Annotated in this window: 20 protein-coding genes; 16 read left to right on the top strand and 4 right to left on the bottom strand. The window is 30.6% G+C overall.

The features are described 5' to 3' along the window. Positions 1 to 9 precede the first annotated feature (9 nt). From AJN69_RS00120 to AJN69_RS00110, 3 genes are read left to right on the top strand one after another with little or no spacing between them, the layout of a single operon-like run. Entirely contained in the window at positions 10 to 1,182 is a 1,173-nt protein-coding gene (locus tag AJN69_RS00120) for an efflux RND transporter periplasmic adaptor subunit (RefSeq protein WP_070287744.1), read from the top strand. Then, entirely contained in the window at positions 1,182 to 3,107 is a 1,926-nt protein-coding gene (locus AJN69_RS00115; protein ID WP_002859966.1) for an ABC transporter permease, read from the top strand. The genes AJN69_RS00120 and AJN69_RS00115 overlap by 1 nt, the downstream gene beginning before the upstream one ends. Position 3,108: 1 nt before the next feature. After that, positions 3,109 to 4,479 carry a TolC family protein gene (locus tag AJN69_RS00110; RefSeq protein ID WP_070209857.1) on the top strand — a complete coding sequence of 457 codons (1,371 nt, stop codon included), beginning with the start codon at positions 3,109 to 3,111 and terminating at the stop codon, positions 4,477 to 4,479. Positions 4,480 to 4,481: 2 nt separating this feature from the next. Here AJN69_RS00110 and AJN69_RS00105 read toward each other — a convergent pair whose 3' ends face one another. Genes AJN69_RS00105 through ctf form a run of 4 tightly spaced genes read right to left on the bottom strand, consistent with a single transcriptional unit; the run spans position 4,482 to position 8,580 of the window. Continuing rightward, positions 4,482 to 5,660 (bottom strand): SGNH/GDSL hydrolase family protein, encoded by a 1,179-nt coding sequence (locus tag AJN69_RS00105; RefSeq protein WP_070209858.1) that lies wholly within the window; start codon positions 5,658 to 5,660, stop codon positions 4,482 to 4,484. Further along, the gene (locus tag AJN69_RS00100; RefSeq protein ID WP_044780017.1) at positions 5,647 to 6,657 is read right to left on the bottom strand and encodes a DUF459 domain-containing protein; all 1,011 of its coding nucleotides are present in this window, start codon (positions 6,655 to 6,657) and stop codon (positions 5,647 to 5,649) included. The genes AJN69_RS00105 and AJN69_RS00100 overlap by 14 nt, the downstream gene beginning before the upstream one ends. Further along, the gene (locus AJN69_RS00095; RefSeq protein WP_044780018.1) at positions 6,658 to 8,034 is read right to left on the bottom strand and encodes an MBOAT family protein; all 1,377 of its coding nucleotides are present in this window, start codon (positions 8,032 to 8,034) and stop codon (positions 6,658 to 6,660) included. A gap of 42 nt (positions 8,035 to 8,076) precedes the next feature. Further along, entirely contained in the window at positions 8,077 to 8,580 is a 504-nt protein-coding gene (gene ctf, locus AJN69_RS00090) for a non-heme ferritin (protein ID WP_002852256.1), read from the bottom strand. 180 nt (positions 8,581 to 8,760) lie between these two features. On the opposite strand from ctf, the gene AJN69_RS00085 reads away from it, so the two are divergent. The 13 genes from AJN69_RS00085 (at position 8,761) to hypA (ending at position 21,744) form a co-directional block, all read left to right on the top strand. Then, a complete protein-coding gene (locus AJN69_RS00085; protein ID WP_070274095.1) occupies positions 8,761 to 9,756 on the top strand; it encodes a substrate-binding domain-containing protein in 996 nt (331 codons plus the stop codon). A gap of 9 nt (positions 9,757 to 9,765) precedes the next feature. Further along, positions 9,766 to 10,680, top strand: a complete 915-nt coding sequence (gene pstC, locus AJN69_RS00080; protein WP_053872560.1) for a phosphate ABC transporter permease subunit PstC — start codon at positions 9,766 to 9,768, stop codon at positions 10,678 to 10,680. Beyond that, positions 10,677 to 11,765 carry a phosphate ABC transporter permease PstA gene (gene pstA, locus AJN69_RS00075; RefSeq protein ID WP_070209861.1) on the top strand — a complete coding sequence of 363 codons (1,089 nt, stop codon included), beginning with the start codon at positions 10,677 to 10,679 and terminating at the stop codon, positions 11,763 to 11,765. Before pstC ends, pstA begins: the two co-directional genes overlap by 4 nt. Continuing rightward, on the top strand, positions 11,762 to 12,502 hold the full coding sequence (pstB, locus tag AJN69_RS00070) for a phosphate ABC transporter ATP-binding protein PstB (RefSeq protein ID WP_002776307.1): 741 nt from the start codon (positions 11,762 to 11,764) through the stop codon (positions 12,500 to 12,502). Before pstA ends, pstB begins: the two co-directional genes overlap by 4 nt. A gap of 78 nt (positions 12,503 to 12,580) precedes the next feature. Next, positions 12,581 to 13,897 carry an MATE family efflux transporter gene (locus AJN69_RS00065; protein WP_070287747.1) on the top strand — a complete coding sequence of 439 codons (1,317 nt, stop codon included), beginning with the start codon at positions 12,581 to 12,583 and terminating at the stop codon, positions 13,895 to 13,897. Continuing rightward, entirely contained in the window at positions 13,873 to 14,520 is a 648-nt protein-coding gene (locus tag AJN69_RS00060; RefSeq protein ID WP_044779311.1) for a M48 family metallopeptidase, read from the top strand. The genes AJN69_RS00065 and AJN69_RS00060 overlap by 25 nt, the downstream gene beginning before the upstream one ends. Before the next feature lie 41 nt (positions 14,521 to 14,561). Next, positions 14,562 to 16,082, top strand: a complete 1,521-nt coding sequence (locus AJN69_RS00055) for a hypothetical protein (RefSeq protein WP_070287749.1) — start codon at positions 14,562 to 14,564, stop codon at positions 16,080 to 16,082. Continuing rightward, on the top strand, positions 16,063 to 18,252 hold the full coding sequence (gene hypF / locus AJN69_RS00050) for a carbamoyltransferase HypF (protein WP_070287751.1): 2,190 nt from the start codon (positions 16,063 to 16,065) through the stop codon (positions 18,250 to 18,252). Before AJN69_RS00055 ends, hypF begins: the two co-directional genes overlap by 20 nt. 77 nt (positions 18,253 to 18,329) lie before the next feature. Continuing rightward, positions 18,330 to 19,073 (top strand): hydrogenase nickel incorporation protein HypB, encoded by a 744-nt coding sequence (gene hypB, locus AJN69_RS00045; protein WP_070274098.1) that lies wholly within the window; start codon positions 18,330 to 18,332, stop codon positions 19,071 to 19,073. Further along, positions 19,073 to 19,354 (top strand): HypC/HybG/HupF family hydrogenase formation chaperone, encoded by a 282-nt coding sequence (locus tag AJN69_RS00040; RefSeq protein WP_002776342.1) that lies wholly within the window; start codon positions 19,073 to 19,075, stop codon positions 19,352 to 19,354. Before hypB ends, AJN69_RS00040 begins: the two co-directional genes overlap by 1 nt. Beyond that, positions 19,338 to 20,429 carry a hydrogenase formation protein HypD gene (gene hypD, locus AJN69_RS00035; RefSeq protein ID WP_070280567.1) on the top strand — a complete coding sequence of 364 codons (1,092 nt, stop codon included), beginning with the start codon at positions 19,338 to 19,340 and terminating at the stop codon, positions 20,427 to 20,429. Before AJN69_RS00040 ends, hypD begins: the two co-directional genes overlap by 17 nt. Beyond that, positions 20,426 to 21,400, top strand: coding sequence for a hydrogenase expression/formation protein HypE (gene hypE / locus AJN69_RS00030; RefSeq protein ID WP_044779306.1), 975 nt, complete (start codon positions 20,426 to 20,428; stop codon positions 21,398 to 21,400). Before hypD ends, hypE begins: the two co-directional genes overlap by 4 nt. After that, positions 21,400 to 21,744 carry a hydrogenase maturation nickel metallochaperone HypA gene (hypA, locus tag AJN69_RS00025; RefSeq protein ID WP_070239688.1) on the top strand — a complete coding sequence of 115 codons (345 nt, stop codon included), beginning with the start codon at positions 21,400 to 21,402 and terminating at the stop codon, positions 21,742 to 21,744. Before hypE ends, hypA begins: the two co-directional genes overlap by 1 nt. Positions 21,745 to 22,124: the final 380 nt, after the last annotated feature.

Here is a 22,124-nt window from a genome sequence, read left to right as displayed (position 1 = left end):
TTTGTTATTATGAAAAAGAAGATTGTTTTAATCATTTTAATTGCAATACTTGGAAGTGTTGGGGCTTATTTTATTTTTTTTAATAATGATGAAAAAATCAGCTATTTAACTCAAAAAATACAAAAAAAAGATATATCTCAAACCATAGAGGCAGTAGGAAAGGTATATGCCAAAGATCAAGTCGATGTGGGTGCTCAAGTTAGCGGACAAATTATAAAACTTTATGTCGATGTGGGAACTCATGTAAAGCAAGGTGATTTGATCGCTCAAATTGACAAAGATAAACAACAAAACGATTTAGATATTACAAAAGCTCAGCTTGAAAGCGCTAAGGCTAATTTAGAGAGTAAAAAAGTTGCTCTTGAGATTGCGAGTAAGCAATATCAAAGAGAGCAAAAACTTTATGCAGCTAAAGCAAGTTCTCTTGAAAATTTAGAAACTCAAAAAAATAATTATTATACTTTAAAAGCTAATGTTGCAGAGCTTAATGCTCAAGTAGTTCAGCTTGAAATCACTCTTAAAAATGCACAAAAAGATTTAGGTTATACAACCATTACTGCTCCTATGGATGGTGTTGTGATTAATGTAGCTGTAGATGAAGGACAAACAGTTAATGCTAATCAAAACACTCCTACTATAGTCCGTATAGCTAATTTAGACGAAATGGAAGTAAGAATGGAAATAGCAGAGGCTGATGTGAGTAAGATAAAAGTAGGAACAGAGCTTGATTTTTCTTTGCTTAATGATCCTCAAAAAACTTATCATGCTAAGATTGCAAGTATAGATCCAGCTGATACTGAAGTGAGTGATTCTAGTACAAGCTCAAGCTCATCAAGTTCGAGTTCTTCAAGCTCAAGCTCATCAAATGCTATTTATTATTACGCAAAATTTTATGTAGCCAATAAAGATGATTTTTTGCGTATTGGTATGAGTATACAAAATGAAATTGTCGTAGCAAGTGCAAAGGCTGTTTTAGCAGTGCCAACTTATGCAATTAAAAGCGATCCAAAAGGCTATTATGTTGAAATTTTGGAAAATCAAAAAGCTGTTAAAAAATATGTCAAACTTGGCATTAAAGATTCTATCAATACTCAAATTTTAGAAGGTGTAAATGAAGATGAAGAATTGATAGTAAGCTCAAGTGCTGATGGCTTAGCCACTAAAATGAAGTTGAGATTTTAATGATTTTTCTTAAAAATATTTGCAAGAATATAGGTGAAAATGCCATTTTAAAAAATGTAAGTTTAAGTATAGAAAAAGGTGAATTTGTTGCTATTATAGGACAAAGTGGAAGTGGTAAAACTTCACTTTTGAATATCATAGGAACATTAGATACGCCAAGTAGCGGAACTTATGTTTTTGATGAGTATGAAGTCACTAAACTTAATAACGATGAAAAAGCAAGATTAAGGCGTGAAAAAATAGGCTTTATATTTCAAAGATATAATCTTTTAAGCTTGCTTAGTGCTAAAGAAAATGTTTCTTTACCTGCAGTTTATGCGGGAAAAAATTTACAAGAAAGAAGTCAAAATGCTAAAAAACTCTTAAATGATTTAGAATTAGCTCACAAGTTAGATTCTAAGCCAAACGAATTAAGCGGAGGGCAGCAACAACGCGTTTCTATAGCAAGAGCTTTAATCAATGGCGGAGAGCTTATTTTGGCTGATGAACCAACGGGAGCTTTGGATAGTAAAAGCGGTATTATGGTGCTTGAAATTTTACAAAAACTTAACACACAAGGTCATACTATAGTCTTAGTAACTCACGATCCAAAAATTGCAGCACAAGCTAAAAGGGTTATAGAGATTAAAGATGGAGAAATTTTAAGCGATACTAAAAAGGAAAAAGCTCAAGAAAAACTTATTTTAAAAACAATGCCCAAAGAGAAAAAAACACTTACTTTGCTTAAAAATCAAGCCTTTGAATGTTTTAAGATAGCTTATTCTTCCATACTTGCACACAAACTTCGTTCTATTTTAACTATGCTTGGAATCATCATAGGTATTGCTTCTGTAGTTTGTGTTGTAGCTTTAGGATTAGGCTCTCAAGCTAAAGTGCTTGAGTCTATTGCAAGACTTGGGACAAATACTATTGAAATTCGCCCTGGAAAAGGATTTGGGGATTTGCGTTCGGGTAAAACAAGGCTTAATTTTAGTGATTTAGAAACATTAAGATCTTTAGAATATTTAGAAGCAGTTGATGCTCATTCAAATACTTCAGGAGTGGCAACTTATACCAATATTTCTTTAAGCGCAAGAGCTGAAGGAGTAGGGGTAAATAATTTTGCTATAGAAGGTTTAAGGATAGATGCGGGAAGAATTTTAAATAATGATGATGTAAAAAATAGTACCAATGTTGCTGTATTGGATTTTAATGCTAAAAAAAATCTTTTTCCTGATGAAAAAAGTGAAAATATTTTAGGTCGTGTGGTGCTTTTTAATTCTCAACCTTTTAAGATTATAGGAGTTTTGCAAAAAGATACAGACAAGCCTATAGAAGATAATGTAGTACGTCTTTATATACCCTATACAACACTGATGAATAAGCTTACAGGAGATAGAAATTTGCGTGAAATCATAGTTAAGGTTAAAGATGATGTGAGTTCAACTTTGGCTGAAAATGCTATTATAAGAATTTTAGAAATTAAACGCGGACAAAAGGATTTTTTTACTTTTAATTCTGACACCTTTAAGCAAGCTATTACAGCAAATAAACGCACTACAACGATACTTACAGCTTGTGTGGCTGTGATTGCTTTGATTGTTGGGGGTATAGGAGTGATGAATATCATGCTTGTTTCTGTAAGTGAAAGAACAAGAGAAATAGGCATACGCATGGCTATAGGGGCTAGAAGAGAAGATATTATGATGCAGTTTTTAATCGAAGCGGTTATGATTTGTACTATAGGGGCGATTTTAGGTGTGATTTTATCGATTTTTGTTATTTTTGCTTTTAATACTTTAAGTACTGATTTTCCTATGATTTTAAATGCCTATTCTGTGCTTTTGGGACTTTTAAGTTCTATGTTTATCGGTGTGGTTTTTGGTTTTTTCCCTGCAAGAAATGCAGCAAATTTAAATCCTATTAGTGCATTATCAAAGGAATAAAGTGAAAATAATACTTAGCATTTTTTTAGCATTTTTCTTGAGCGCTTGTGGTGCAAAACTTAGCTTGCCTAAAGAAGTTGATTTAACTCAAGAACAAATGAAAGATTTAAATCTCACTTATGATTGGTATAGATCTTATGATAATGCAAAATTAAATGAATTTCTAAATTTTGTTTTATTAAATAATAGTGATATTAATATTGCTAGAAAAACTTTGCTTTCAGCTTTGGCTAGAGCCGATTTGATTGATTATGATTTATATCCGACTTTAAGTGGAAATTTGGGTTTTGGTGCGGATAAAGATTTAAATTCAGGCAAACAAAGTAAAAATTTCAATAATTCTTTAAATTTAAGCTATGAGCTTGATATTTATGGCAAATTAAGAGATAGCGCAAGTGCGAGTGAATTTAGTGCGAAAGCAAGTGCTTATGATCTTGAAAATTTAAAAATAAGCATGATCAATACAGCTTTAAATAATGTGTTTGAGCTGGCTTATTTTAACGATGTAGATAAATTGCTTCGAGTCTATCTTTCAAATTTAGAACAAATGAAAGAGCTTTATAGCTATAAATACAAACTTGGAAAAATAGAAGAATTAGATCTTTTAAACATAGAACAAAGCTTATTAAGAGCTAAACAAAATTTATTAAGCAATGATAAAAATCGTAATTTACTCATAAAAAATTTACAAGATTTATTGGCAAAGCAAGAAGGTTTTGCCTATATAGAGTATTTTAAAACTTTATCTTTAAATGATTTTAAAACCTTAAGTCCTGATTTTAACATACCTTTAAAAGCCTTAGCATACCGTGCAGATGTGAGGTCTAAACTTAATAGCTTAAAATCAGCTTTTAAGGATTATTCTTCCATGCAAAAATCTATTTTGCCTAGCATTTCTTTAGGTGGAGCATTAAGCGGAAGTGATAAAAAAATCGATGATAGTTTTAAATTTGAAATTTTAAGTGGCAATGTTAAGATTTCTTTGCCTTTCTTAGATTATGGTAGGGTAAAGCAAAATATCAAAATTTCACAATTTACTTATGAGCAACTTTTAATTTCTTATGAACAGGCTTTGCAAAGTGCGATGAACGAATTTGCATTGAATTATAAAGATTATCAAAGCGACACCTTGCTTTTGCAAAATTTGCAAAATATTAACATTAAACAAGAACTTATCGCTAAGGCGTATTATGAAAAATATATTTTAGGAAAAAGTGAATTAAAAGATTATTTGGATGCAAATAATACTTTAAATTCTACCCAGCAAGAATTTTTAAGAGCTAGATTTAATCTTTTAAAAACCATTAATTCTTACTATCAAATCATAGCTTTAAGTTTCAATGATGAAAACTTAGAATTTCCTAAGTATTAAATTTAATAATCGATGATATTTTTTAAATCCTCGAGTAACTTTTTAGCCATCAGCTCATAGCCTTTTATAGTAAGATGTACATCATTGAGCGAAAGCTTTTGTTCTATCCATTTGTTTTTTCCCCCACTATCTTGCATAAACTGATACATATCAAAGATAAGAGTTTTTTCTTCTTTAGCAACTTCATATAATGCTTTGCGTATGGTAAAAAAATCAGGAGCAAGCTTATAGTTTTTACCCTGTTTTTGAACTACGGTTGGTGGAGAGATTAGCATGATAACAGCGTTTTTATTGTAAGTTTTTAAAATGCTAATCCATTTTTTTAAATTATTTTTGAATTTTTCTTTTTCAAACCCTTTAAAGAGTGCATCATTAGAACCATAGGCGAGAATAATCAAATCGTTGTGTAAAAGTTCTAGTTCTTTTTTTACAACTGCTTGATTCCAAGAGAGCCATAAATCACTTTTGGCACCATTGATTGCAATGGTATCTAAGAAAATATTATTATCTTTATTTGTGATGAAATATCCTCCTAGCTCAGCATCCTTTTGTAAGGCTGAAATTTGCAAAGGAAGATCAAGTTCTAGTTCTTTATAAGACCATTTGTTAATTTGTGTAGTTCTTAACTCATAGCTTTGGTTTTTTGCATCTTTGATGCTAAAAGCATTGGTATTTTGCTTGGTTTTAAATAAAAATCCTATCTTGAATTTTTTTTTATCTAAGGTTGTATCAAGGTTGATTTTTGCACCTTTGATTTTTGCTTTGGCTATTATCCCACCTAGTGGAAAATTATGTCCAGCATTAGTAGGATTTCTTGAGTTTAAAATTTCAAAGTTTTTATAAGAATAAACAAGATTAAGATTTTGTTGATATTTGGGCTGTAAAGGATAGGCAAAACCTATAGAGTTAGAGCGGATTAAATATCCTCTTATGACACGCGGAAAGAAATCAGCCGCCATATGAGAATCTCCATAAATTCTAATTCCTATGTTTTGATTTTTTTCTAATTTTTTTTCTAGATTTTTAAGATCTTTTTTTGATACATAATTTGCTAAAGCAGGGTGATTTTTGTTTTGATTGAGTATGGAATCTATTGTGTCATTTGTATTTAAATTTTGTGCATAAGAGCTAGTAAAAATAATAAAAAACAATAAGATAATTTTAAATTTATTTGCTAGCATTTTCTTCCTTAAGTTTTATGTGTTCTAATAAAAGTTTAGACATTTCTCTTGCACCACTTGGGGTAAAGTGAATCCCATCATCTGTTCTTACTTTTATACTTCTATTGTTTTCATCTTTTATATAAGCTGAGTATTCATCATTGACACTAAAAAATAGTTTAGTGTTGATAAAAATTTCTTTATTTTTAAGAATTTCATTGCTGTAAATTTTATTGAGCACTTGTATTTTTTTGTTCAAATCTTCTTTTTTTACAGGAGGGATTTCAAACCAAAAAACTTTGGCTTTATGTTTTTTAGCGATTTTAATGATTTCATCTACACGATTTGTATAAATATCTATCCAAGAAGGGGAGCCAAAACGATGGTAATTTCCTCCTTTTTTAATATCCCAAGGATCATTAGCACCAAGAAGAACAACAAGATATTTAATATTTGAGTTTTTAACAAAAGCTTCATTGGTTGCTTTTGACCAGTTAAAATAGGATTTATAAGAAAGGCCTGTATTTTGTTTACTAAGATCGGTTACCTTAAGATTTAAATTTCTTAAATCTCTATTTAAGGCTATTGCAACACCTTGCATTAAAGAATCTCCGATAAATAAAAACTCATCTCCATTTTGTAGCTCTAATTTGGTATTGTCGATAAAACTAATATTTGCATCTTGGATTAAGGTTAGATTTGTTTCTTTATGAGAAGTGTTTTCATCATTTTCTAAAGTGTTTAAAACTTTATCTATTTTACTTAAGTTTTCATCTGTTGATTTACTTTCTTGATTTGTATCTTCTTCATTGGTTTGAGGCAAGGGTTCGTTGCTTAAAATTGCACGAATTTGTTCTAATTTAATTTTGAAGCCATTGGCTTCTTTTAAAAGATCATTATGAGGATAGAATGCAAAATGATATTTTTGTTCTATATAAGAGCTAATGCTCTGATTCATAACTACAACAACCAAGCCAAGTACTATAATCAAAATGAAGAAAAATCTAACTGCACTCATCTAAAAACTCGAATAAATAAAATCAGGAATTCCATCTGGCATAAAAGCAAAAACCAAAAGTAAAATAAAAGCTATGATAAAAGGTTTTAGTAAAAATGGAGTAAGGTTTAAAATCTTAATGCAATATTCTTTAAAATTAATAAATAAAGGATAGATCATAAAAAGAACCCCAAAAGCAACCAACATGTAAATATCATTATAGGATGGAATTTGGAAGAAATTATAATAACAAGCTTTAAAATATTCTATTGCATCTTCTAGATTTTTGCTATAATAAAAGAAAATCCAAGTAAAACATACAAATTGAAAGGTTAAAAATCTTCCTAAAGCTGGAATTTTTTGTAAACTAAATTTGCTTAAAGCTAGCAAATGTATAAAAACTATGCCAATGCCATGCAATAAACCCCAAACAATAAAAGCAAGTGTATTGCCATGCCATATACCTGAAAGTATAAAAGCGATGAGTATATTAACTATAGTGCGTGGCATTCCTTTTCTATTGCCCCCTAAAGGTATATAGATATAATCTCTTATAAAGGTTGAAAGACTGATATGCCATCTAGCCCAAAAATCTTTTAGATTTTTTGCAAGATAAGGCATGTTAAAGTTAGGTGGAAGGGTAAAACCTAACATTAAAGCAAAAGCACAAACTAAATCAACATATCCGCTAAAATCGCAGTATATTTGAATCGCATAGGCGTAAATTGCGCTTAAAAGTTGTATGAAATTATAAGATTGTGGAAAGTCTAAAATACTTTTAGCATAAATTCCAAGGTAATTGGCTATTAAAACTTTTTTAACTATACCAAAAACAAGCAAGATGATGATTAAATTTGCATGTTTAAATTCGCGTTTTTGATAGGCTTGTTCAAAGAAAAAAGAACTTCGCATAATAGGCCCTGAAAGTAGTGTTGGAAAAAATGATAAGAAGGTTGCTAAATTTAAAAAGCTTTCTAAACGGCGTTTTTGGTAAACTTCTACAAGATAAGTGATAGAAGTAAAGGTATAAAAACTAATTCCTATTGGAAATACTAAATCAATATTTAAAAATTCTAAACCGAAAAAATCTAATATCTCATCAATACTTCCTTTGATGCTAGGAAAGTATTTAAAAAAACATAAATTTAAAACAATAAAAGCCATACAAGTAGCGAAAATATAACGCTTGCGACGCACAAAAATAAGCAAGGCAAAATAGTGTATAAAAAAGGTGTATATAAATAAAACCAAGGCGAAATAAGGATTGATTAAAATATAAATAATATAAGAGAAAATTAAAATTAAAATATTTTGTATTTTGTAATCATTTTTAAAAGTCCAATAAATAGCAAAAAAAGCTATCATTAAGATACTAAATTCTAAAGAAAAATAAGTCATACCTTCAATCCAAAGCGAGATTTGCCCATAGTAGGGCAAAGATTATTTTTTTCTGCTTAATGCAATATTTTTGATGTATTGATCAGCTAAATAAAGTCCATTTCCGTGTTCTCCGATTAATTTAATCTTGTCAACTATACCACGGAAAAGTGCTTCTTCTTCGTGTTGTTCGCTTACATACCATTGTAAGAAATTAAAAGTAGAATAGTCTTTATGTGTTAGCATGTGTTCAACTAAAGTATTGATTGATTTTGTGATAAATTGCTCATGTTCATAGGTTTTTTCAAAAACATCAAGCAAGGATTTGAAATTTTGTTCAGGCTGTTTTACTTCTTGAAGCTCTACATGAGAATCTGTTTCATTAAGATAAGTGATAAGCTTTTTGGCATGATCGCTTTCTTCGCTTGCATGTGCAAACAAGAAGGCTCCAGCTCCATCAAGACTGTTTTCATAGCACCAAGAGCTCATACTAAGATATAAGTTCGCTGCATACATTTCTTTGTTTATTTGTTCATTGAGTAATTTTACAACTTCTTTAGAAAGCATTCTTATCTCCTTATTAAAATTTAAAATGTTTTATAATGATATATTATTTTTTTAAAAACAAGCTAAATTTTTTGATAGTTAAAAATTATATTTAAGAAAAATGCAAAATAAAAAATGTTTCCAAAATGTTTCCAAGTTTTTTTAAACTTCCATTACTTTTTTTAAAGTTAAGGAGAAAAAATGAAAAAAATTCTATCTTTAAGTGTGGCAAGTTTTGCGCTTTGTGGTGCTTTAAATGCAGCAGATTTAAAAATCGCAGGTTCATCGACTGTGTATCCTTTTACTTCTTTTGTAGCTGAAGAATACGCTTCGATTAAAAATACAAAAACTCCTATAGTAGAGAGCTTGGGAACAGGGGGTGGATTTAAGGTATTTTGCGAAGGAACTACTGATATTTCTAATGCTTCAAGACCTATGAAATTAAGTGAATTTGAAACTTGCAAAAAAGCAGGAGTAACTGATATAGTAGGGATTATGATAGGTTATGATGGTATAGTTTTAGCTCAAAATAAAACCAATGCTCCATTAAATATCACAAAAAAAGAACTTTTCTTAGCATTGGCAAAAGAAATTCCACAAAATGGAAAACTTATACCAAATCCTTATACAAACTGGAATCAAATCAATAAAAATTTACCAAATCGTAAAATTAGTGTTTATGGTCCACCATCAAGTTCAGGAACAAGAGATACTATAGAAGAGCTTGTTATGAGTGATGTGTCTAAAAAAATTCCTGAGTATAAAGGCGAGTATAAAACTTTGCGTCAAGATGGTGCTTATATCCCAAGCGGTGAAAATGATAATCTAATCGTTTCAAAACTTACTATTGATAAAGATGCTTTTGGAATTTTTGGTTATAGCTTTTTAGTGAGCAACTCAGATAAAATCAATGTCGCTACTATCGATGGTGTTACACCAAGTGAAGAAAATATTGCAGATGAAAAATACGAACTTGCAAGAAGCTTGTTTATTTATATCAATGCTAAGAAAAATCCAAAAGAAGCCTTTGATTTTGCAAAAATTTACATGAGTGATGATTTGGCAAAAAGTGGCGGAGAACTTGAAAAAATAGGACTTGTTCCTTTAAGCGATGATAAATTAAAAGCTTCTCAAAAACATATAGAAGATAGAAAAATTTTAAATGATGAGCTTGTAAAAGCTGGAAAAGTTTTTTAAGGAAAAACTTTGCTAAAAGAAAAAATAATCAAATTTGCACTTTTTTTATGTGCTTTTGTAAGCGTGATAGTAAGCTTTGCTATCATGCTTACAATTTTAATTGAAGCTTTAAAATTCTTTCAAAAAGAAAGTGTTGCTACCTTTTTATTCTCAAGTCAGTGGGCAGCTGATGCAGCTTTTATGAATGCAGATGGCACGAGCAAACAAGGTGTTTTTGGAGCGCTATCGCTTTTTTGGGGAACTTTTTATATTTCATTGATTGCTATGCTAACGGCTTTACCTTTAGGGGTTATGTGTGCTATATATTTAGGTGTTTTTGCTGGCAAAAAATCTAAAAATTACTTAAAACCTATTTTAGAAATCATTGCAGGGATTCCTACTGTTGTTTTTGGATTTTTTGCAGCTATAGTCGTAGCGCCTTTTATAGTGTGGTTTTTTTCTTTATTTGGCATACAAGCAAGTTTTCAAAGTGCTTTAGGCGCAGGTTTTATCATGGGGATCATGATAGTGCCTATAGTGGCTTCGTTATCTCAAGATTGCATTGAAGCAGTAAGCGAGAAAAGGATTAATGGCGCTTATGCTTTAGGTATGACAAAAAAAGAAGTGGTTTTTGCTGTGATTTTACCTGAGGCTATTCCTGGTATAGTTGCAGCTTGTCTTTTAGGACTTTCAAGAGCCTTAGGCGAAACTATGATAGTGGTAATGGCAGCTTCTTTGCGTCCAAATTTAACGATGAATTTTTTAGAAGATATGACAACAGTAACGGTAAAAATCGTAGAAGCTTTAAGCGGAGATCAAGCTTTTGATAGTTCTTTAGCTTTGAGTGCTTTTTCTTTAGGTTTGGTGCTTTTTATCATCACTTTAATCATCAATATGTTTAGCGTTTATCTCATCAATCGCTTTCACAAAAGGAAAAATTTATGAAAAAACTTTTTAAAAAAAGACAAAAAGCTTCAAAGTCTTTTAAAAGACTTTGTAAAATGGGGCTTTATATTAATTTAATTTTTCTTTGTATCTTTTTAGGAAGTGTGGGTTATCTTGGAATTGGAGCTTTTAAGCAAACTTATATTTTTGTAGAGGCTAATAGAAATTCTCCTGTTTATGATCTTTTATCTCGTGCTGAGCAAAGAAAAATAAGAACAGGGCAAATCACTGAAAAAACTTGGCTTTTGGCAAATTCAGAAGTGGATCAATATATGAAGCAAAAATATAATCGCCTTAGTGAAAAACAAAGAACTTTAGTCGATGATCTTGTGCAAAAAGGCGATATAGAGCTTAAATTTAATAGCAATTTCTTTTTAAATGGGGACTCAAAATCTCCTGAAAATTCAGGAATTTTATCTTCAGTTGTAGGGACTTTGCTTGTTATGCTTGTTTGTATGGTTGTGAGTGTTCCTATAGGCGTTGCAGCAGCAATTTATTTAGAAGAATTTGCACCGCAAAATTTATTTACACATTTTATAGAAGTGTGTATTAACAACCTTGCAAGTATTCCAAGTATCTTGTTTGGACTTTTAGGACTTGGAGTGTTTATCAATCTTTTTGGAATGCCTCGATCAAGTGCTTTAGTGGGTGGGCTTACTTTGGCGATCATGAGTTTACCTATTATCATTGTTTCAACCAAAGCGGCTTTAAAAAGTGTGGACATTAACATGAAAAATGCTGCTTATGCCTTAGGTATGACAAAGGTTCAAATGGTAAAAGGTATTATGTTGCCTTTGGCTATGCCTATGATTTTAACAGGTTCTATTTTGACTTTAGCTGGGGCTATAGGCGAGACTGCACCTTTGATGATTATCGGTATGATAGCATTTATCCCTGATGTAGCTAGTTCGATTTTTGATCCAACTAGCGTTTTGCCTGCTCAAATTTACTCATGGTCAGCTATGCCAGAGCGTGCATTTTTAGAAAGAACAGCAGCGGGTATTATTGTGCTTTTAGGACTTTTAGTCGTGTTAAATCTTAGTGCGATATTATTAAGAAAATATTTTCAAGGAAAATTAAAGTGATAGCAAAAACAACAAATTTAAATTTATTTTATGGAAAAAAACAAGCTTTATTTGATATCAATATGCAAATAGAACAAAACAAAATTACCGCACTCATCGGTGCTTCAGGATGCGGTAAATCCACTTTTTTGCGTTGTTTTAACAGAATGAATGATAAAATCGCAAAAATCGATGGTTTGGTAGAAATTGAAGGAAAAGATGTTAAAAATCAAGATGTAGTAGCTTTGCGTAAAAATGTAGGCATGGTTTTTCAACAACCTAATGTTTTTGTAAAAAGCATTTATGAAAATATCTCTTATGCACCAAAACTTCATGGTATGATTAAAAATAAAGATGAAGAAGAAGCTTTGGTGGTGGATTGTTTGCAAAAAGTAGGACTTTTTGAAGAGGTTAAAGATAAATTAAAGCAAAATGCTCTAGCTCTTTCAGGCGGACAACAACAACGCCTTTGTATCGCAAGAGCTTTAGCAATAAAACCTAAGCTCTTGCTTTTAGATGAGCCAACTTCCGCACTTGATCCTATTAGCTCAGGTGTTATAGAAGAGCTTTTAAAAGAATTAAGTCATAATCTTTCTATGATTATGGTAACGCATAACATGCAACAAGGCAAACGCGTGGCTGATTATACTGCATTTTTTCACCTTGGAGAGCTTATAGAATTTGGTGAAAGTAAAGAATTTTTTGAAAATCCAAAACAAGAAAAAACCAAGGCTTATCTAAGCGGTGCTTTTGGATAATAAAGCCGCTTTTTAGCGGTTTTTTATTTTAAGAAAAATTTGTTAAAATTTGCCTTTTATCTTTGTAAGGCATTAATTATGGCAAAAAAACAACTCTCTTTAACAAGGCTTAGTTTTCCTATATTTTGGGACTTGCTTTCTAAGTATTTAACCGTGATTATCAATACCGCTATGGTGTCGCATTATTCTAATTTTCTTGTCGGTGCTATGGGGGCTGGAAATCAAATTTTAGATCTTTTTATCACTATTTTTTCATTTTTAAGTGTGGGTTGTAGTGTGGTGATAGCTCAGGCTATTGGTGCAAAAGATCATGTTTTAGCAAGAAAAGTGATTCATCAAAGTTTGTTTTTAAATGCACTTTTAGGCTTTGTGTGTGGCGCGCTTATTTTATGGCATGGGAAGTATTTGCTTTATCTTTTAAAAATCCCACAAGAATTGCTCAAAGATAGTGAAATTTACTTGCATATGCTTGCAATTTGTTTGTTTTTTGATGCCATAGGAATTGTTTTAGCTGCTATTGTAAGGGTTTATAATATGGCTTATTGGGTCATGCTTATAGGCTTTTTGATGGATATAGTGGTGATTTGTGGAAATTATTATGTTTTGCATCATACAAAATCAGAACTTTTTGGAGTGGGGCTTAGTAATATTTTTGCTCGTATTGTTGCTATAGTGGCTTTACTTGTGATACTTTTTTATAAACTTAAAATTCATCTTAAAATCAAAGAAATGATAAAACTTGAAAAAGAGGTATTAAAAAAGGTTTTAAATATAGGTGGATTTTCAGCAGGGGAAAATCTTTTGTGGATAGTCCAATACACTATAGCTTTTGCTTTTGTAGCAAGCTTAGGCGAAGCAAGTTTGAGTGTGCAAACGATTTATTTTCAAATTTCAATGCTTATCATGCTTATAGGACAAGCTACAAGCATAGCTAATGAAATCATAGTAGGTAAATTAGTCGGTGCTAGATATGAAAATATAGCTTATAAGCATGCTTGGCGTGCTTTGTATTTTAGCGTGATAGCGAGTGCTTTAGTGGCACTTTTAAATTATCTTTGTCAAGATTTTACTATGCAAATTTTAGGGCTTAAAGAAGAGTTAAAAAATTTAATGATACCTTTATTTGCTCTTTCAATCTTTCTTGAAATTTCACGAACTTTCAATATAGTCATGGTTAATTCCTTGCGTGCAAGTGGTGATGCCAAGTTTCCATTTTTTAGCGGACTTATTTTTATGATGGGAGTATCTTTGCCTGTGGGTTATGTGCTTTGTTTTCATTTTAATCTTGGAATTTTAGGGGTTTGGATAGGATTTTGTGCGGATGAGTTTTTGCGTGGAATGGTAAATTCATACAGATGGAAAAGTAAAAAATGGCAAGGCAAAGCTCTAGTTTAAAATCATTTATTTATAAAGATGAGTGTTATTTTTATTCTAAAAAACGCATAAAAACTTTAAGATTAAGGCTAAATGAAAGGGGTGAATTTGTTCTTAGCATTCCTTATTTTTGCACTTTTAAAAGTGTTTATGAGTTTTTAGATAAATCAAGTTCTTGGATAAATGAGGCAAAAAAAAGATTTGAAAAAAAAGTTTTAAAAGATGATGAATTAATCTTTTTAGCTAAAAAATATAAAATTATTTTTGATGAAAATGTCAAAAAAACTTATTTTGATAAAGATAAAATTCTTTGTCAAAATAAAGCAAAATTAGATTTATTTTTAAGAGAAAATGCCAAAAAGATTTTTACTTTTTATCTTAAAAAATGGAGTCAAAAAACAGGTTTATTTTATACGCATTTAAGCATTAAAAATATGAAAACGCGTTGGGGTTCATGTAATCATAATAAAGCTTATATTAATTTAAATTTAAAACTCATTCAAAAGAGTTTAAAGGCTATTGAATATGTGATTTTGCATGAAATCAGCCACTTAAAATTCCCCAATCACAGCAAAGAATTTTACTCTTTTATGGAGCATTTTATGAGCGATTTTAGACAAAGAGAGAAAGAATTTTTAAGTTAAAAATGTTATATTTATAGTTTATTTTTCAAAAAAGGCATAATATGACTTTGGATTTTGATTTTATTTATAATGCGGATAATGATATTTTTGAATATTTATTGTGTTTTTATGCGAAAAATTATAACTACACCCTTAGTAAAGAAGAAAATACCTATCATTTTTCTATTGATGCAGATGAAGAAAATTTAAAGACTTTTTGTGATTCTTTAAATTTCATGAGTCATAGTGTTTTTTTGAAAAAATTTGATGTAAAAGTGGGGCAGGATTTTAGTCTTTGTATGCCAGAAGATAAAGAATTTTCAAAATTTTCTTATATTACTCATTTAAATTCTAATGCTTATCAAGAAAAAAAACTTTTAAACAAAAATGAATGGGGCGTGTTTTGTGAGTGTGAATTTTCAAGCAATTTATCAGAATTTGAAAAAATCAATGAAGAAAATTTCAATACTTTTTTAAATCTTGCCTTTGATTTGTTAAGTCAAGAAAAAAAGATTTATTTAAAAGATAAAAATGGCGTTTATGAATTTTCTTTGTTTAAGAACGAATTTATAGGAGATTTTTTACTTCCTTGTGATATTAAGGCTATAAATTCAGTTTTTGTTTGTTCAAATGAAAATTTAAAACTTCTTGCAAGTTTAGAAAAACCTTTGATGAAGCTAAGACTTAATGCCATGTTTAGAAAAAATCACAATCTTGATTTTAATGATTTTAAAATCAGACTTGCTAGAGATTTGTTTTGCTTTGCTTTAGGTTTAAAACTTTTTGAAAATGAATATAAATTTTTAAGCGTAAAAAAAATAGAAGAATACCAAAAAGATTTTTATATCAGTGCTTTAGATGAGCAAGTGGTGGTTTTGGAAGGCTTTGAATTTATCAATGCTAAGGCAAGAGAGCTTATTTTTTCTAAAGAAGATAAAAATATGGCAAGAATTTCTTATCTTGTAAGCCGTTATAAAGAAAAAGCTTTTATTTTAGAGCTTAGCAAAGATGATGAAGATATTTTGCTTATTAACAAAGAGCTTAATTTGCTTAAACTTTCTTTACCAAAGCACAGCAAAGAACTTTATGAAGAGATTAAAAAAGATGAAATTGGTGCAAGGCTTTTAGAAAATTTTAGCAAGGAATTTCCTCTTTTAGATGAAAATTTTGAGCTTCAAAACAATTTTTATTCCTTGCTTGGCTTGGTAGGTAGAGTGCTAAATTTGGGTAAAAATTTACAAGAGAGTGCTAGTGAGCTTTTAAAAATTGCTGATGAGTCAAAAATGCCTCGCGGAGTAAAGATTGATTATCGCTTGAAAGAAGATAAAAGTTTTGATTATACAAGAACCTTAAGATCTACTATGAGTTTTATGTTAGCAGGTGTGGATAGTGCTAATATCGCTTATGGAGCGGTTGAGAGTTTGGCTTATTTCTTGCGTGATACTTATGATGAATTAAGAGAGAAAAAGCAAAGTGATTTAGCACTTATAAGTGGATCTTTGTTTGAACATAAATCTTTACTTAAAAATACTTTAAAACATCTTAAAAATTGTCAGTTAAGCGATGTGCCGTTTAGGATATAAGATCAAAATTTCAGGTCTAGTTCAAGGGGTGGGTTTTCGCCCTTTAGTTTATGAACTAGCTTTGAAATCAAAGCTTTTTGGAGAGGTAAGAAATGATGGTTTTGGGGTAGAAATCATCCTTGCTTGTACTCAAAAAGAATGTGAAAATTTCATAGAAAATTTAAAAAATCATCTCCCACCTTTAGCAAGAATAGACAAGCTTATAATTACGCAAATTTCTATTTCAAACTATGAAAATTTTAACATCACTCCTTCTTTAAAGAATGCAAAAAGCACACCTATGTTAAGTGATTTTGCGCTTTGTAAGGAATGTAAAAAAGAATTTTTTGATGAAAAAAATCCACGCTTTTTATATCCCTTTATCACTTGCACACATTGTGGGCCACGCTTTAGTATTATAAAAAGTCTTCCTTATGATAGGATTAATACTTCCATGCAAGAATTATTGATGTGTGAGTTTTGCAAAAGCGAATACGAAGATCCTAAAAATAGGCGTTTTCATGCCCAGCCTATTAGTTGTCCTAAGTGTAAAATCAATGTTTTTCTTAAAAATCCAAAGGGTGAAATTTTAGCCAAAGATCAAGAAGCTTTTATGCAAAGTTCGAAGTTTTTAAAGGAAGGTAAAATTTTAGCCATAAAAGGCATGGGCGGTTTTCATCTCATGTGCGATGCTTTTAATGAAGAAGTTTTAAAAACTCTAAGACTTAGAAAAAATCGCCCCAAAAAACCCTTTGCTTTGATGTGTAAAGATTTACAAAGTGCTAAAGAACTTGCCTTTATAGATGAAAAAGAAGAAGCTTTGCTTGGCGGGGTTTTAGCTCCTATTGTGATTTTAAAGGCAAAAAAAGCCTTTTCTTTAATCGCACCTGATGTTGATAAAATCGGTATTATGCTAGCTTATACGCCTTTACATCTTTTGCTTTTTGAGTATTTTAAAGGAAGTCTTGTGGCAACAAGTGCGAATTTAAGCGGAGAAAGTATCATTAAAGATGAGTTTAATTTGTGTCAAAAACTTGATAAAGTTTTTGATTTTTATTTGGATTATGATAGAGAAATTATCAACGCAAGTGATGATAGCATAGCTCAAGTGGTAAATGGTAAAACTATGTTTTTGCGTACTTCAAGGGGTTTAAATCCTTTTTATTTGGAAAGAAATTTTAATAAAAAAGGCACTTTTTTAGCTTTGGGCGCGGAGCTTAAAAATGAATTTGTGATTTTTTATGAAAATAAACTTTTAATTTCTCCTTATATAGGGGATTTGAAAAGTCTTGATGTGCATGAGAGATTTTTTAAACTTTTAGAATTTTTTAAACAAAATTATGATTTGAAATTTGATGCGATTTTGTGCGATAAACACCCGCATTTTAGCTATGCAAAAGAATTTGAAGAAAGGATTAAAATTTCTCATCATTATGCGCATTTTTGTGCGGCTTATTTTGAATACGAAGAAAATTTTGCAAAAGATGAAAAGGCTTTAGCTTTTATTTGTGATGGAACAGGTTATGGTGAAGATGGCAAAATTTGGGGTGGAGAAGTTTTTGTAGGAAATTTAAAAGAATATGAAAGAATTGCACATTTTGAAAATTTCACTCTTATAAATAGTGATATTAAAAATATACAAAATTTGGCTCTAGGTCTTATTTTTCATTATGATTTAGAAGATAAGGCTAAGGAGTTTTTAGCAAAAATTCCAAAAATTAAACTTGAAAATCTTAAAAAAATTTATTCACATTCTAACTTACAAACAAGTTCCTTAGGACGCATTATCGATGCTTTTGGAAGTATTGTTTTTAACTTAGAAAAAAGCTCTTATGAGGCTCAAGTTGGCTTGATGTGTGAAGCTTTTTATGATAAAAATCTTGATTTTTCTTATAAGCTTTTTGTAGAAAAAGGGCAGGTTAATTTTAAAAATTTAATCCTAGGGGCTTTGCAAGATGAAAAAACTAAGGCAATTACAGGTATGTTTAATGCTTTGGCAAATTTTATCATAGATTTTAGCAAAGATTATGATTTAAAAGTGCTTTTAAGTGGAGGAGTTTTTCAAAACAAAACCTTACTTGAAATTTTAAAAGCTAAAAATTTTGATTTTTTTGTACCTTTAAAATACCCTTGCAATGATAGCTCCATAGCTTTAGGGCAAATGGTACATTTTTTAAATTTAGAAAAATAAAGCAAATATTCTAAAAACTCATAATTTTTTAATGCTTTTAAGGTTAAAATGAAACAAAAAATATAAAAGGAAAGAAAATGTGTAAAGATTGCGGCTGTTCTATAAATTCAAGCCATACGCACGATCATCATCACGATCACCACCATGAAAATCCAAGCTTAAAAGAGAGTAAAACCATAGAAGTGATTTCTAAAATTTTAAGCAAAAACGACGAAGAAGCTAAGCACAATAGAGCGCATTTTAATGAAGCTAACACGCTTTGTATCAATTTAATGAGTTCTCCAGGTAGTGGAAAAACCACGCTTTTAGAAAGTACGATCAAGGCTTTGAAAAATGAGCTTAAAATCGCTGTGATTGAAGGGGATTTAGAAACCAATAATGACGCTCTAAGGGTAAAAAATGCCGGAGCTTTGGCATATCAAATCACTACAGGGCAAAGCTGCCATTTGGATGCTTTTATGGTGCATGAGGCTTTGCATCATTTGGCAATTGATGATGTGGATTTGCTTTTTATAGAAAATGTTGGAAATTTAGTTTGTCCTGCAAGCTATGATTTAGGAGAGCATTTAAATGTGGTTTTGCTTTCGGTAACCGAAGGAAGTGATAAACCGCAAAAATATCCTGTGATATTCAAAAAGGCTGATATAGTTTTAATCACAAAGGCAGATTTGGCTCATCATTTTGATTTTGATGTTAAAGAGGCGACTAGGTTGATTAAAGAATTAAATCCTAGAGCAGATATTATCACTCTTGATGCAAAAAATGGCACCAATATGGAGCTTTGGTATAAGGTGCTTAAACTTAAAAAGGAGCTTTTTTAATGTGTTTATCCATACCTTCTGAAATTTTAGAAATCGATGAGTTAAACAATGCTTTAGTGCAAACTTTAGGTGTGAAAAGAAAAGTTAATTTGGATTTGATTGATGAGCCTTTAAAACAAGGCGATTATGTCTTAATCCATGTAGGCGTTGCTATGGAAAAAATCGACAAAGAAGCTGCACTAGAAAGCATTAAAACCTATCAAGAAATAGTAGAAAAAATGAATAGCGGAGAGATAAAAAGCGATGAGGGAGATTTGGGTTTAAATGAATTTCATCGATGAATTTAGAGATAAAGAAAGTATTTTAGCTTTAAAAAAACTCATAGAACAAGAACTTAAAAATCCTATTAACATCATGGAAATTTGCGGTGGGCATACGCATAGTATTATGAAATATGCCCTGCCTTCTATTTTGCCAAAGGAAATTAACTTCATCCATGGGCCAGGATGTCCTGTTTGTGTTATGCCAAGAGTTCGCATTGATACAGCCATTAAACTAGCCTCTATGAAAGATACGATTTTTTGTACTTTAGGAGATCTTTTAAGAGTGCCTGGAAGTGAAATTTCTTTACTGGATTTAAGAGCTAAAGGGGCTGATGTTAGAGCACTTTATTCTCCGCTTGAGGTTTTAGAAATCGCTAAGCAAAATTTAAATAAAAATATCATCTTTTTTGCTATAGGCTTTGAAACCACTACGCCTATGAGTGCTTTACTTCTTCAAAAGGTTATAGAAGAGAAAATAAATAATGTCTTTTTTCATATCAATCATATCACAGTTCCAGCACCTATAGAAGCGATTATGAATGATGAAAATGTAAAAATCAATGCTTTTTTAGGCCCTTCTCATGTGAGTGTGATTACAGGTTATGGTATTTATGAGCCTTTAGCAGCAAAGTTTAAAACCCCTATAGCAGTGAGTGGTTTTGAGCCAGTTGATATTTTAGAGAGTGTGTTAAATATTATAAAACAAAGCAATGAAGGCACTTTTAAAGTGTACAATCAATACAAAAGAGCCGTAAGTAAAGAAGGCAATGTTAAAGCGCAAAATTTGGTAAAAAAATACTTTAGAGTGTGTGATTTTGAATTTCGTGGCTTAGGACTTATTAAAGATGGAGGTTTGGAGCTAAAAGAAGAATTTAGCGCCTATGATGCAAGTAAAAAATTTGATTGTGCGGTGCAAAGTAAAAATGAAAGCAAAGCCTGTATTTGCGGACAAATTTTAAGAGGTTTGGCCAAGCCTTATGATTGTAAAGTTTTTGGTAAGGCTTGCACGCCAAGAAGTCCTATAGGAAGTTGCATGGTTTCTGGTGAGGGTGCTTGTGCGGCGTATTATAAATACTCAAAGGTGAATGTATGAAAAATATTTCCTTAGCTCACGGAGGTGGTGGAGAAGAGATGAATGAGCTTTTAACTAAGCTTTTTAAGATCTTTGATAATGAAATTTTAAACGCAAATAATGATGCGGCGATTTTAGGAAATTTGGCTTTAAGCACGGATTCTTTTGTTTTAAGTCCGATTTTTTTAGATGAAGAGGTTAATATAGGCAAACTTTGTGTTTGTGGTTCTATTAACGATGTTTTGATGGTAGGTGCTAAGCCAAAATATCTAAGCTTAGGACTTATCTTAGAAGAAGGTTTTGAGCTAGAAAAACTAGAACGCATTTTAAAAAGCATTAAAGAAGAATGTGAAAAATGTGGAGTCATGTTAGTTTGTGGCGATACTAAAGTCGTTCCTAAGGGTAAAGCAGATGAAATTTATATCAACACTACGGCCCTAGGTGAAATTATTTCTAAAAAAGAAAGTAAAAATATCAAAGCAGGGCTTAGCATACTTCTTTCAGGTGATATAGGAAGGCATGGAGCTAGTGTTTTAATCAAAAGAAATGAGCTAGAAGCCGATATTAAAAGCGATTGCAAGGCTTTAGATAAAGAGGTTTTAGAGCTTTTAGAAAATGATATAAAGGTTGTAGCTATGAGAGATGCTACTCGCGGGGGGCTTAGTGCGGTTTTAAATGAGTGGGCAAAACAAAGCGGAAATGATCTTTTAATCTTTGAAGAAAAAATCATCGTTCAAGATGAGGTTTTAGGACTTTGTGAGCTTTTTGGTTATGAAGCTTATGAGCTTGCAAATGAAGGCACTTTCATACTTTGCGTGGAAAAAGAAGATGAATTAAAAGCCTTAGAAATTCTAAAAAAATACAATGTAAATGCGAGTATTATAGGAGAAGTTTTAGAAGAGAAAAAAGCACGCGTGATTTTACAAAACGCTTATGGGGCAAAACGCTTTTTAGAAAGCCCTAAAGGCGAACTTTTACCAAGAATTTGCTAATGCACGAATTAAGTATAGTTGAATCTTTAATCGAACTTTGCGAAGAAAATGCCTTAAACAATAAGGCTTGTAATGTGCAAGAAATTTATGTAAAAATCGGACGTTTAAGCGGTATAGAAGTGGATCTTTTTAAGCGTTGTTTTGAAACTTTTAAAGAAAACTCAAATATTTGCAAAAATGCTAAACTTTTTATAGAGCTTGCTCCGCTTGAAATTTTATGCTTAAAATGCGATCAAATAAGCATTTTAGAAGAAAATGTTTTTAAGTGTCCTAAATGTGAAAGTATAGAATATAAAATCACACAAGGTGAGGACTTGCATCTTATGCGACTTGTGATGAAATAATACATTGTGATACTTGGTTAAGTATAGCTAATTTATAGATAAAATATCTAAAAAATATAAAATCAAAAATTTTAAATTTTATCTAGAATATAAAAACTAAAGATGATAATTTTAAATAAAATTTATAAACACCACAAAAATATTTACAACATTTCATACAAATTTACTCTCATTAAATCAATTTTTTATATAAAATAAAATTTAAATTTAAACTATATAGTTTTATAATAATTAGTATTTAATTATACTTTAAGTTTAAATATTTTATTATTCCGCTATTTTATTTTTATATTTTATATTATTATTAAAAAATAAAAAATATGAAATTAATTTCAAAATAAATCATTTTAAATAAGGAAGGAGAAAAATATTTGAGTAAA

The organism is Campylobacter sp. BCW_4338 (assembly GCF_001763255.1).
Classification (GTDB): domain Bacteria; phylum Campylobacterota; class Campylobacteria; order Campylobacterales; family Campylobacteraceae; genus Campylobacter_D; species Campylobacter_D jejuni.
Note: the sequence above shows the minus strand (reverse complement) of the source record. Positions and strands in the feature narration are given on the sequence as shown.